Raw genomic sequence first — 13,203 nt, 5'->3', positions numbered from 1 at the left:
ATGTGCCGCAATTTCCCGTAAAAAAGCATCTGGATGAGCCTCTACAAAGGATTTCAATTCCTCTAAAGGAATCTTTCGGTTTTTGACGACTCGCTTTTTCCTCTCTAAGTGTCCTTGTTCACGTAAGTTCTTTTCCCACGTGAAGAGAGTTCTGACGCCAACATCAAAAACCTTGGCTGCCTCGACATGGCTGTGCCCCTCTTTGATGTAATCTAATGCTCGCTGTTTAAAATCTGTACTATATGCCATAGCTTTATTATAACATGCTTGTTTGAAACTAAGCAACTATATTACCTAAAAGACTCAGGTGCTATGTTAACAGGCTGGGTGAAAGATAGCGGATCTTGGTATTACCTTGCTTCAACTGGTAAGATGCTTCACAACACCTATACACCTGGTGGTTACTGTGTAGATACCGGTGGCGCTTGGAAATAATCTAAAGTATACATTTTATTCCTTCAGCTATTAGTGTACATGCTCAGACTAAATGTTATCAGAGCTACAAAAAAACTAGATAATAATACGAAAAGCGAATCGAAACAATGAATTCTGTTTTGTTCGCTTTTTGTTTCAATCTGTGTCGTTACGATATTTTCATTTAATTGTATATCCCCCAAAAATTTACATTTTTATATGAAGTATTTTAGATAAAAGCAAACGCTAAATCATATCCTCAAAAAAACAGGTTGAGAACATTTGAAAAATCGAACGCTCAGCAATGATAGTCTGTCTGGTGGCGAGAAACAACGCCTAGAAATCGCTCGCGCCCTCTACCATGATAGCCAACTCATTTTAGCAGATGAGATTAAGGCCAATCTTGACTCGGAAAATAGCAGAAAAATTAGCGACTTGCTCTTCTCCCTACCTCAAACGGTCATTGAAGTCATTCACCACTACACAGAAGAGGACTTAAAAAACTACGACCAAGTCATTCACTTAAGCAGAGAAAAGTAGTATTCTTCGAAAATCGCTTCAAACTATGTCAGTTTGACCTACAAACCCAACACTTTACTTTGAGTAACATGCAGCTGACTTCCTAGTTTGTTCTTTAATTTTCATTATCCCTTGTTCATTTCCTTGAAATTTTCTGAAAAAAGAGTAAACTGGTATTCAAGAAGTCTATTTCGTGGAGTTTAGGATGAAATTATATGTTCAATTAATGATTCTCTTTGTGATTTCTCTAATCGGAGAGGGGATTTCCAGTTTCTTTCATTTGCCCATCCCAGGCAGTATTATCGGCTTGATTATTCTCTTTCTATCCCTACAATTCAAATGGTTGAGAACTAGGCATGTCAACATGGTGGGGAATTTCTTGCTAGCCAATATGACCATTCTCTTTTTGCCGCCAGCAGTAGGAATCATGGAAAAGTTTGATGTGATTGCTCCCTATCTCCTACCCATTGTTTTGATTGTCTTTTTTGCAGCAGTTGTCAATATTATCCTCATAGCCTTGGTAGTTCAGTTTATCAAACGACGGTTTGAGGGAGATTATGAGAAAGGAGATGCCAAATGAGTGAATTTGTTTCCAATCCCCTATTTGGGCTTGCCCTGTCTATCCTAGCTTATCTAGTGGGGATGTTGATTTACAGACGTTTTCCTCATCCATTGACAACGCCCCTGCTTTTGTCGGCTATTTTTATCATTATTTTTCTTAAGGTGACGGGTATTTCTTATCAAGATTACTACCAAAGTGGGGTTTATCTGAACAACTTGATTGTCCCGTCGACAGTGGCTTTGGGGATTCCGCTTTACAAGAGTTTTCATTTGATGAAGCACCATGCTCGGAGTATTCTCTTTGGTAGTCTGCTAGCAGTAGTTGTCAATACCTCTTTCACAGCCCTTGTGGCCAAAATCTTTGGTATGGACTTTTTCCTAGCCATTTCTCTCTTTCCCAAGTCAGTAACAACCGCCATGGCAGTGGGAATCACAGAAAAATTGCAAGGTCTGACGACCGTGACCTTGGTGGTAGTCGTGGCAACTGGGATTTTAACCAGTGTCATCGGACCAACCCTTTTGAAGTGGTTGAAAATTGACGACCCAGTAGCTGTTGGTCTTTCCCTTGGAGGAACAGGCCATGCAGTTGGAACAGGAACAGCCTTCCGATACGGCTCTGTAGCAGGAGCCATGGGTGATTTGGCTATCGGTGTCACTGGTATTCTCTATGTCTTTGTCAGCCCCATCGTAGCTAGTTTGATATTGAGTTAATACTCTTCGAAAATCTCTTCAAACCGCGTCAACGTCGCCTTGCCGTAGGTATGGTTACTGACTTCGTCAGTTCTATCCACAACCTCAAAACACTGTTTTGAGCAGCCTGCGGCTAGTTTGCTCTTTGATTTTCATTGAGTATAAAAAGCAAGGAATTCGAGCAATCTCATTATGGTAGTGACATGGGGGTCTAACTTCTCATATTTATACATTTCTCCAATCAGTTAGTTGATTACAACCGAGATTTTCTATACTCTCCTTATAAGATTTTCGCATAAGATGAGACAGCACACGCTGAAGACGTCTATGTTATTTAGATTTAATGCAATCTTTTCAAAGAGTTTTGATAATCTATATTTCTTATTTAGTTTAGTTGATTTCATATCACTATACTATAATGCTTATCCAAATGATGACACTATCAAAACACCCTATTATTGGATGCTTACGAAACAGATTTTTATACTCTTCAAACCACGTCAGCTTGTCCTTAGTGTGTATACGTTACTGACTTGGTCAGTTCCTCAACTTCAAAACTATGTTTCGAGGAGCCTTCCGCTAACTTCCCAGTCTGATTTTCATTGAATATTAACGATACTTTATCACATAAAGAGGCTGGATGAAAAGTCTTCACAATCAAAAAACGCATCCTATCAAGTTGAGTCCTGATAGGATGCGTTTTTATATTATTGAAATTTTGTTACAGACCGATAAGAGTTCTATCATAATCAATAAATAAAGTGATGGGAAATAAGAATTGAACACCCTGGTTTTGGAATTCAAATCAATTTATAAGAATATTTTAGAAGTAATATTATCCTATTCCAGATTCAGTTCACTATACAATTGAGTTCTCAAGCAACCTGTTTACATAATGTGTACATAATTAGGTTCGTGATTCCACCCTTTTCACCTTTAAAAACCTCGCTTTCGCGAGGCTCTTCTATTTATAAGATAAGGCACGTTTAAAGGTTTTCCAAATCCCTAAATCATCCGTTTGAAGAACGAGACTAGCATACATGCGTCCGATAAATCCTGTTGCTACCACCGCAAAAATCACTGTAATAGCAAGTGAAATCCATGCTTCTGCTCCCCCCGCATAGCCATTAATCGTTCGAAACGGCATAAAGAAGGTCGAAATAAAGGGAATATATGAACCAATCTTCAAGAGGAGATTGTCTCCAGCTGTACCTAGAGCTGTCACTCCAAAAAAACCACCCATAATCAAAATCATCAAAGGCGACAAGGCTTTCCCTGAGTCCTCAGGACGAGAAACCATAGATCCTAGGAAGGCTGCCAATACTACGTACATGAAAAGACTAATCAAAATAAAGAGCAAGGTATTCAGTGAGATAGCATCTCCCAAGTGAACCAAAATACCAGACTGAGCCAAGAATGGCAAATCTTTAAAGAGCAAAACGGCAGCCAGACCACCTACAACATAGATCCCAATATGCGTTAAAATCACTAGAAACAGAGCCATCATCCGCGCATAGAAATAGTGACTTGCCCTTATGCTAGAAAAGACGACTTCCATAATTTTGGTGCCTTTTTCACTGGCAACTTCCTGAGCTGTTACACCCGCATAGGTAATCAGAATCATATAAAGAAAGAATCCTAAGGCACCTGCTGCAATTGTTTGAATAAACTTTTTATTTTCCTTGGCTTCATCAATCTTTTCTGTGAATTGAATTGTCTGCGCTAAGCGTTTTTCCTGCTCTTGAGACAAGGAAGCAGTTGAACGATTAAGCTGATTTTGCAGTTCATTGAGTGTACCTGTAACCTCAAATTTAATTCCATTTTCAAGCGATGTTTCGCCATGATAAACTGCCTTTAGAACACTATCTTCTTGATCAATGGTCAAATAACCTTTTAATTTTTCTTCTTTAATTGCTTCTTTGGCACTTGCTTCGTCTTTATAGTCGAAGTTAACACCATTTACATTCTTCAGTCCTTCTGCTACAGATGGCACTGTTGTCACTACTGCCACTTTATTATTTTTAGCCATAGAAGAACCTTGGAGCTGCGCAATTCCTCCAGAGATTCCTAAAAAGAGGAACGGTGAAATCACCATAAAGAAGAAACTCCACGATTTGACATGTCGAAGATAGGTTTCCTTGATTACAACCCACACATTTCTCATACTTCCACCCCTGATTCTAGTTTAAAGATTTCATCGATTGTTGGCGCTTGTTGGTCAAAGGTTGCGATATATTGCCCTTGAGTCAAGATTGGGAAGAGTTCTCTACCAGCACTCTCATCCTCCAAGATCAATTTCCAACTACCTTGTTTGGTCAAGCTCACCTGTTTGACATGAGGAAGGTTTTCCAATTCTCCCTTGCTTCGTTCACTTGAAACAAAGAGACGCGTTTTCCCGTATTGATTGCGGACATCCTGAACTGGTCCGTGCAAGACCACACGGCCATCTCGGATCATCAGAATATCGTCACAAAGTTCCTCAACATTGGTCATGACATGGTCAGAAAAGATAATGGTTGCTCCGCGCTCTTTTTCCTGAAAAATGACTTGTTTGAGCAATTCTGTATTAACTGGGTCCAATCCACTAAAAGGCTCATCCAAGATAATCAGGTCTGGTTCATGAATCAGAGTAATAATGAGCTGAATCTTCTGCTGATTTCCTTTTGACAGACTCTTGATTTTATCTGTCAGCTTTCCTTTTACTTCCAACCTCTTCATCCATTGAGGGAGTTTTTCTTTGACTTCTTTGGCATCCATGCCTTTTAGAGTCGCCAAGTAGCGAACTTGTTCAAGAACTGTCAATTTAGGCATGAGACTGCGTTCTTCAGGCAGATAACCAATCCGAGCATAGGTCTCCTGACGAATATCCTGACCATCCAGACCGATTTCTCCCTGATATTCTAGGAATTTTAAAATACTATGGAAAATCGTTGTTTTTCCAGCACCATTTTTTCCGACTAGTCCCAAAATACGACCTGGTCGCGCTTGAAAGTCAATACCAAACAAAACTTGCTTGGATCCAAAACTTTTCTCTAGACTTCTTACTTCTAGCATCTTTCACCTCCGAAATTTCTTGCACTCATTATACTCCTTTTTGATAGCCTTTACAATGTTTTTTGTCCATTTTTAGAAGACTATTGCTGTGTAAAATATGGCCTGGAGCACTTTTATACTCAATAAAAATCAAAGAGCAAACTAGGAAGCTAGCCGTAGACTGCTCAAAGTACAGCTTTGAGGTTGCAGATAAAACTGACGAAGTCAGTAACTATATCTACGGCAAGGCGAAGCTGACGTGGTTTGAAGAGATTTTCGAAGAGTATTAGTGATAAATCCATTATACAGTAGCAAACTTAATTTATACCTTCCGCTCCTCAACTGTCTATTTTTAATCCTGAATTGTTATTTGAGTAACTCCTTTTTCCTCATAAAGTTTTCTTCCTCTAAAACTTCTGGAAAAAAGCGAATAGTTTCAGACAACATTTTTATAAGAAACAAGTTCATCTGTCATTTCAAGAAGGAGTAATCCTTTATCTACTAATGGACGGAACGGAATTCAACCGCTTGTCCGATATGTTTTCTAAGGATTATATAGTAAAATGAAATAAGAACAGGACAAATAGATCGGGACAGTCAAATCGATTTCTAACAATGTTTTAGAAGCAGATGCGTACTATTCTAGTTTCAATCTATTATATCTATTATGCACACCCCTATAGGATCTAATAAAAATCACAACAAGTTCATTCATAGATGGTTACCTAAGCCTAAGGGAACTAAGAAAACGACTACCAAGGAAGTCGCATTCATCGAAAAGTGGATTAACAACTATCCTAAAAAATGCTTGAACTACAAGTCCCCCAGAGAAGACTTCTGGATGACTAACTTGAACTTGAAATTTAGCAATAATTAATTCACCATCTAACTATATTTAGTAATTATTTCAGAACTGATTAATATTAAAATTAACTAACAATTCAAAGGATTCATACTAGCCATAAATTACGTCCATCAGAGAGAGACTCTTACTACTTTTAGATTTTAGTCTTTCTAGCTTCAGAATACATCTAAACTTTAGGGAAAATGACTATTCGAAAGCGCGAATGCCTCAAAATTATCTCAGATAAGCTATTCGAAACTTAGAATGCTTTTAAATTTATGGAATTGCGATTATTCGAAACCTAGAATGCATATAACCTTTAGTTGACAGACCTATTCTAAGTCTCGAAGGGCTATTTACTTTCTATTCCTTATCAAAAAAGACTCATTCCCCCTTTCTCCTCCAAAATATGGTATAGTAGAAATATACTATCTATGAGGAGTTTACATGTCACAGGATAAACAAATGAAAGCTGTTTCTCCCCTTCTGCAGCGAGTTATCAATATCTCATCGATTGTCGGTGGGGTTGGGAGTTTGATTTTCTGTATTTGGGCTTATCAGGCTGGGATTTTACAATCCAAGGAAACCCTCTCTGCCTTTATCCAGCAGGCAGGCATCTGGGGTCCACCTCTCTTTATCTTTTTACAGATTTTACAGACAGTCGTCCCTATCATTCCTGGGGCCTTGACCTCGGTGGCTGGTGTCTTTATCTACGGTCACATCATCGGGACTATCTACAACTATATCGGCATCGTGATTGGCTGTGCCATTATCTTTTATCTGGTGCGCCTCTACGGGGCTGCCTTTGTCCAGTCTGTCGTCAGCAAGCGCACCTACGACAAGTACATCGGCTGGCTAGATAAAGGCAATCGTTTTGACCGTTTCTTTATTTTTATGATGATTTGGCCCATTAGCCCAGCTGACTTTCTCTGTATGCTGGCTGCCCTGACCAAGATGAGTTTCAAGCGCTACATGACCATCATCATTCTGACTAAGCCCTTTACCCTCGTGGTTTATACCTACGGTCTGACCTATATTATTGACTTTTTCTGGCAAATGCTTTGACACGTAAAAAATCCGTTTGGTTTCCCAAGTGGATTTTTAAAGCGTAGATTAACTATAGCTTAATACTAAATATACTTTGGTATGGAAATCATGCATATCTTTCGATAATAAGGCGAGGACTTACCTAGCCTTTCCGCCGTGATAGAAACACCTGAAATCTAATGGTTTCAGGTATTCGGAAACTTTGAGACATTAGGCTCAAAGTTTAGGTATGGAATTTCGAAGAAAGTCGCTACCGTCCGTAATCACTTAAGGAAAGGCTCAAAAATATTATTTGCAACCACAAAATCCGTTTGGTTTCCCAAGCGGATTTTGTGGTTTATTTTGAAACTTCTTTTGCAAGGACAAAGTTTCCAAGAGTGGCAGAACCATTTCCTGCGACTGCTGGAGTGACGATGTAATCACGCACATCAGGTACTGGTAGGTAACCATTAAGAAGAGATGTAAATTTCTCACGGACACGGTCCAGCATGTGTTGTTGAGCCATGACCCCTCCACCAAAGACAATCACGTCTGGGCGGAAAGTCACTGTCGCATTAACCGCAGCTTGAGCGATATAGTAGGCTTGGACATCCCAGACAGGATTGTTGAGCTCAATGTTTTCCCCACGAACACCTGTACGAGCTTCCAAACTTGGACCAGCTGCATAGCCTTCCAGACATCCCTTGTGGAAAGGACAAACACCCTTAAACTCTTTTTCAATGTCCATTGGGTGTCTAGCAACATAATAATGACCCATCTCAGGGTGACCCACACCACCGATAAACTCACCACGTTGGATAACACCTGCACCGATACCTGTACCGATTGTGTAGTAAAGCAAGTTTTCGATACGACCGCCAGCATTGTTACGGGCAACCACTTCACCGTAAGCAGAGCTGTTTACGTCTGTAGTGAAGTACATTGGCACGTTGAGGGCGCGACGAAGGGCACCAAGCAAATCCACATTTGCCCAGTGAGGTTTTGGAGTCGTCGTGATAAAGCCATAAGTTTTTGAGTTTTTATCAATATCAATCGGACCAAATGAACCAACTGCAAGACCAGCAAGGTTATCGAATTTTGAGAAGAACTCGATGGTTTTATCGATTGTTTCGATTGGAGTTGTTGTTGGAAATTGTGTTTTTTCTACAACGTTAAAGTTTTCATCACCGACAGCACAGACAAACTTTGTACCGCCCGCTTCCAAGCTTCCATATAATTTTGTCATGATAAACCTCTTGTTTTTATTTTCTTTATTATAGCATATTTCGAAAGTCTAAATTTCTCTATTTTTTAGATTTTCCTCTGTAAATCTTACCATTCAAGCAAAAACGAACAAACATGTCATTTGTTCGTTTTCACATTAAAGAGGATTGATTAGATTTTCACTTCGATCACAGCATCCCCCTTCGCAACTGAACCTGTTGCGACTGGAGTTACTGAAGCGTAGTCAGCTGTATTTGTAACGATAACCATTGTTGTATCATCAAGACCAGCTGCAGCGATTTTGTTTGAGTCAAATGTTCCAAGAACATCGCCAGCTTTCACCTTGTCACCTTGAGCAACTTTTGCTTCAAAACCGTCACCGTTCATAGATACAGTGTCAATACCAACGTGGATCAAGACTTCAGCGCCATCAGTTGTTTTCAAACCAAAAGCGTGTCCTGTTGGAAAGGCAATTGAAACTTCCGCATCAGCTGGTGCATAGACCACACCTTGACTTGGTTTCACAGCGATACCTTGTCCCATAGCTCCACTTGAGAAGACTGGGTCATTGACATCAGCAAGAGCTACAACATCACCAACGATAGGAGTTACAAGTGTTTCATTTTGAAGAGCTGCTGGAATGTTACCAGTTGTTTCTTCTTGGACCAAACGTTCTGTCTCTACTTCAGTAGCAACTTCTTTTTCATCCTCATAACCAAACATGTAAGTAAGAGCAAAACCAAGGGCAAATGATACAGCTACCATAAGAAGGTATTGGACAAGTTGTCCGTTACCGATGTAAAGCATTGTACCAGGGATGATGGTGATACCATTACCAGTACCAGCAAGTCCAAGGATTGAAGCCAATCCACCACCGATTGCACCAGCAATCAATGAAAGGAAGAATGGTTTACGGAAGCGCAAATTCACCCCGAAGATAGCAGGCTCTGTAATACCGAGGAAGGCAGAAAGAGCAGCTGGGAAAGCAAGTGTTTTTAGTTTTGGATTTTTTGTTTTAACACCAACCGCAACAGTCGCAGCACCTTGAGCTGTCATAGCAGCAGTGATGATAGCATTGAATGGGTTAGCATGGTCAGCAGCAAGCAATTGCACTTCAAGCAAGTTGAAGATGTGGTGCACACCTGACACGACGATCAATTGGTGAACCCCACCAATCAAGAAACCACCAAAACCAAATGGCAAGCTAAGGATCGCTTTTGTAGCGATAAGGATGTAGTTTTCAACGACATGGAAGACTGGTCCAATGACAAAGAGTCCAAGGATAGACATGACCAAAAGTGTCACAAATGGCGTTACTAAGAGGTCGATGACATCTGGAACAACCTTGCGGACAGCTTTTTCAAATTTAGCTCCGACAACTCCGATGATGAAGGCTGGAAGAACGGAACCTTGCAAACCAACAACAGGGATGAAACCAAAGAAGTTCATGGCTGTTACTTCACCACCTGAAGCGACTGCCCAAGCGTTTGGAAGTGAGGCAGAAACAAGCATCATACCAAGAACGATACCAACGGCAGGATTTCCACCGAATACACGGAAGGTTGACCACACAACCAAACCTGGTAAGATAATGAAGGCTGTATCTGTCAAGATTTGAGTGTAAGTTGTCACGTCAGCTGGAAGTGTCATTCCAAGAGCAGTCAAGAGACCACGCACACCCATGAAGAGACCTGTCGCTACGATAACTGGGATGATTGGAACGAAAACGTCACCGAAAGTACGGATAGCACGTTGGAACCAATTCCCTTGTTTAGCAGCTTCTGCTTTCATGTCATCTTTAGATGATGTTGACAAACCAAGTGCAACAACTTCATCGTACATTTTGTTAACGGTACCAGTACCAAAGATGATTTGGTATTGACCTGAGTTAAAGAAAGCACCTTGAACTTTTTCCAAATTCTCAATTACTTCTTTATTGATTTTCCCCTCATCTTTGACCATGACACGTAGACGAGTCGCACAGTGGGCAACACTGTTGACATTTTCACGTCCGCCCAAGGCATCGATGACTTTTTTTGCAATTTCCTGATTGTTCATTTGCAAAAATCTCCTTATATAACATTTTGTTCTTGTTTGAAAGCGATTTTATACACCCTTACGACTATTATTTTATCATGTTTTAGAAATATGTCAAGCGTTTTGCAGAAAAAATATTCTATCCACTTAGTGGGCACGCTTTAGATTGATTGTTTTTGACTGTTTTCTCAGGTATTCCTTGAAAAAATAAGTTTGAAATCTTGGTTAAAAAGGATTTCATTTCATTATCTTTCACATTTTCGTGAAAATTTGATCGATTTCCTGCATTTGTTTTATGATAAGCGTTTGACAGTTTTTCCTCTTTTTTAACATAAAAGACTTGCTTTTTTAACCGAAAACGGTTACTATTAAATGTGATAAGATTTTTGGAGGAATGAATGAATGGAATGGACTACTGAGCGTCGTTACAGACTTTATCAAGATTGGACGCAAGAAGAAATTCAAAATATAAAAGAAAACATGGCACAATCTCCATGGCATACTCATTACCATGTTGAGCCAAAAACAGGACTTCTCAACGACCCAAATGGCTTTTCTTACTTTGATGGGAAGTGGATTGTTTTTTATCAAAACTTTCCTTTCGGTGCAGCCCACGGTTTGAAATCTTGGGTGCAGTTGGAAAGTGAGGATTTGGTTCACTTCACAGAAACTGGTGTCAAAGTTTTGCCTGATACTCCATTAGATAGCCACGGTGCCTACTCTGGTTCTGCCATGCAGTTTGCCGATAACTTGTTCCTATTCTATACAGGAAATGTCCGTGATGAAAACTGGATCCGTCATCCATACCAGATTGGGGCTTTGATGGATAAGGATGGCAAGGTTACAAAGATTGACAAGATTTTGATTGACCAACCAGCAGACTCTACTGACCACTTCCGCGACCCGCAAATTTTTAACTTCAAGGGACAATACTATGCTATCGTCGGTGGACAGGACTTGGAGAAAAAAGGCTTCGTCCGTCTCTACAAGGCTGTAGACAACGACTATACAAACTGGCAAGCTGTTGGCGACCTTGACTTTGCTAACGACCGTACTGCCTACATGATGGAATGTCCAAATCTGGTCTTTGTAGGGGAACAACCTGTCCTTCTCTACTGCCCACAAGGATTGGATAAGAGAGTTCTAGACTACGATAATATCTTTCCAAATATGTATAAGATTGGGGCTTCCTTTGACCCTGAAAATGCTAAAATGGTAGATGTATCTCAACTTCAAAACATGGACTATGGTTTCGAAGCCTATGCAACTCAAGCCTTCAACGCTCCTGATGGACGTGCTCTAGCTGTTAGCTGGCTTGGCTTGCCTGATGTTTCATATCCATCTGACCGTTTTGATCACCAAGGAACCTTCTCTTTGGTCAAGGAACTGACTATCAAAAACGGCAAACTCTACCAATACCCAGTCGCAGCTATCAAGGACCTTCGTGCTTCTGAAGAACCTTTCTCAAACCGTGCCCAAACCAAGAACACTTACGAACTCGAACTCAACTTGGAAGCCAATAGCCAGAGCGAGATTGTCTTACTTGCTGATAAAGAAGGCAAGGGACTTTCCATCAACTTTGACCTTGTAAATGGTCAAGTAACAGTAGATCGTAGCCAGGCTGGAGAACAGTATTCCCAAGAATTTGGAACTACACGCTCTTGCCCAATCGATAACCAAGCCACTACTGCTACGATTTTCATCGATAACTCTGTCTTAGAAATTTTCATCAATAAAGGAGAAAAAGTATTTTCTGGTCGTGTCTTCCCACATGCGTACCAAAATGGTATCCTGATCAAATCTGGAAACCCAACTGGAACTTACTATGAATTAGATTATGGTCGCAAAACTAACTGATGTCGCCAAACTTGCAGGCGTCAGCCCTACTACCGTTTCTCGGGTTATCAATAAAAAAGGGTATCTCTCTGAGAAAACCATCCAAAAAGTCAATGAAGCCATGCGGGAATTGGGCTATAAACCCAACAACCTAGCTCGCAGTCTGCAAGGAAAATCAGCTAAGTTAATCGGCTTGATTTTCCCCAATATTTCCAACGTTTTCTATGCGGAATTGATTGATAAGCTGGAACACCAACTCTTTAAAAATGGGTACAAGACTATCATCTGCAACAGCGAACACGACTCTGAGAAGGAACGCGAATACATCGAAATGTTGGAAGCCAATCAGGTGGACGGCATCATTTCGGGTAGTCACAACTTGGGAATTGAAGACTACAATCGTGTGACAGCACCGATTATTTCCTTTGACCGAAACCTATCGCCAGACATCCCTGTCGTCTCCTCTGACAACTATGCTGGTGGTGTTCTTGCTGCCCAGACCTTGGTTAAGACAGGCGCCCACTCTATCATCATGATTACAGGGAATGACAATTCCAATTCGCCAACTGGACTACGCCACGCTGGTTTTGCATCTGTACTCCCAAAAGCTCCTATTATCAATGTTTCCAGTGACTTTTCTCCCGTCAGAAAAGAAATGGAAATCAAGAATATCTTGACTCGACAAAAGCCAGATGCCATCTTTGCTTCAGATGATTTGACAGCTATTCTGGTCATTAAAATCGCTCAAGAACTGGGCATTTCTGTCCCAGAAGAGCTCAAGGTCATCGGATACGATGGTACCTACTTTATCGAAAATTACTACCCTCAACTGGCTACTATCAAGCAACCCTTGAAAGAGATTGCCTGCCTCACTGTTGACCTACTCTTGCAAAAAATCGAAGGCAAGGAAGTTGCCACAACAGGCTACTTCTTACCAGTTACATTATTACCAGGAAAAAGTATTTAATATTCTTCGAAAATCTCTTCAAACCTCGTCAGCGTCGCCTTACCGTAGATAT

10 protein-coding genes and 3 pseudogenes are annotated in these 13,203 nt (G+C 40.5%); 8 read left to right on the top strand and 5 right to left on the bottom strand.

Features of this window, described 5'->3' with window-relative positions; genetic code table 11:
- A pseudogene (locus B4W83_RS04240) lies at window positions 1-249 on the bottom strand (IS630 family transposase); the annotation flags it as partial.
- 18 nt (window positions 250-267) lie between these two features.
- Here B4W83_RS04240 and B4W83_RS04235 point away from each other — a divergent pair.
- The 4 genes and pseudogenes from B4W83_RS04235 (at window position 268) to B4W83_RS04220 (ending at window position 2,205) form a co-directional block, all read left to right on the top strand.
- Window positions 268-435: a choline-binding protein A gene (locus B4W83_RS04235; protein WP_007285044.1), complete on the top strand. Its 168-nt coding sequence runs from the start codon at window positions 268-270 to the stop codon at window positions 433-435.
- A gap of 222 nt (window positions 436-657) precedes the next feature.
- A pseudogene (locus tag B4W83_RS04230) lies at window positions 658-954 on the top strand (ATP-binding cassette domain-containing protein); the annotation flags it as partial.
- A 184-nt stretch (window positions 955-1,138) separates the two neighbouring features.
- A complete protein-coding gene (locus B4W83_RS04225; protein ID WP_000781328.1) occupies window positions 1,139-1,513 on the top strand; it encodes a CidA/LrgA family protein in 375 nt (124 codons plus the stop codon).
- Window positions 1,510-2,205: an LrgB family protein gene (locus tag B4W83_RS04220; RefSeq protein ID WP_001288945.1), complete on the top strand. Its 696-nt coding sequence runs from the start codon at window positions 1,510-1,512 to the stop codon at window positions 2,203-2,205. Before B4W83_RS04225 ends, B4W83_RS04220 begins: the two co-directional genes overlap by 4 nt.
- 943 nt (window positions 2,206-3,148) lie before the next feature.
- On the opposite strand, the gene B4W83_RS04210 is transcribed toward B4W83_RS04220, so the two are convergent.
- Both B4W83_RS04210 and B4W83_RS04205 read right to left on the bottom strand, forming a co-directional pair.
- A complete protein-coding gene (locus B4W83_RS04210) occupies window positions 3,149-4,348 on the bottom strand; it encodes an ABC transporter permease (RefSeq protein WP_001246791.1) in 1,200 nt (399 codons plus the stop codon).
- Window positions 4,345-5,238, bottom strand: coding sequence for an ABC transporter ATP-binding protein (locus B4W83_RS04205; protein WP_000895295.1), 894 nt, complete (start codon window positions 5,236-5,238; stop codon window positions 4,345-4,347). The genes B4W83_RS04210 and B4W83_RS04205 overlap by 4 nt, the downstream gene beginning before the upstream one ends.
- Before the next feature lie 661 nt (window positions 5,239-5,899).
- Here B4W83_RS04205 and B4W83_RS04195 point away from each other — a divergent pair.
- Both B4W83_RS04195 and B4W83_RS04190 read left to right on the top strand, forming a co-directional pair.
- Window positions 5,900-6,094, top strand: a pseudogene (locus tag B4W83_RS04195) (IS30 family transposase); the annotation flags it as partial.
- A gap of 414 nt (window positions 6,095-6,508) precedes the next feature.
- Window positions 6,509-7,126: a TVP38/TMEM64 family protein gene (locus tag B4W83_RS04190; protein WP_000076185.1), complete on the top strand. Its 618-nt coding sequence runs from the start codon at window positions 6,509-6,511 to the stop codon at window positions 7,124-7,126.
- Between the two features lie 319 nt (window positions 7,127-7,445).
- On the opposite strand, the gene scrK is transcribed toward B4W83_RS04190, so the two are convergent.
- Window positions 7,446-8,333 carry a fructokinase ScrK gene (scrK, locus tag B4W83_RS04185; protein ID WP_000164290.1) on the bottom strand — a complete coding sequence of 296 codons (888 nt, stop codon included), beginning with the start codon at window positions 8,331-8,333 and terminating at the stop codon, window positions 7,446-7,448.
- A gap of 149 nt (window positions 8,334-8,482) precedes the next feature.
- The gene (locus B4W83_RS04180) at window positions 8,483-10,369 is read right to left on the bottom strand and encodes a sucrose-specific PTS transporter subunit IIBC (protein ID WP_001064580.1); all 1,887 of its coding nucleotides are present in this window, start codon (window positions 10,367-10,369) and stop codon (window positions 8,483-8,485) included.
- A 381-nt stretch (window positions 10,370-10,750) separates the two neighbouring features.
- Here B4W83_RS04180 and B4W83_RS04170 point away from each other — a divergent pair, with 381 nt between their 5' ends.
- Entirely contained in the window at window positions 10,751-12,205 is a 1,455-nt protein-coding gene (locus B4W83_RS04170; protein WP_000455324.1) for a sucrose-6-phosphate hydrolase, read from the top strand.
- Window positions 12,186-13,151, top strand: a complete 966-nt coding sequence (locus B4W83_RS04165; RefSeq protein WP_000225996.1) for a LacI family DNA-binding transcriptional regulator — start codon at window positions 12,186-12,188, stop codon at window positions 13,149-13,151. Before B4W83_RS04170 ends, B4W83_RS04165 begins: the two co-directional genes overlap by 20 nt.
- The last annotated feature ends 52 nt before the right edge of the window (window positions 13,152-13,203 follow it).

Source organism: Streptococcus pseudopneumoniae ATCC BAA-960 = CCUG 49455 (assembly GCF_002087075.1).
In the GTDB taxonomy this organism is placed as follows: Bacteria; Bacillota; Bacilli; order Lactobacillales; family Streptococcaceae; genus Streptococcus; species Streptococcus pseudopneumoniae.
This window is presented reverse-complemented; position numbering and strand designations above follow the sequence as displayed.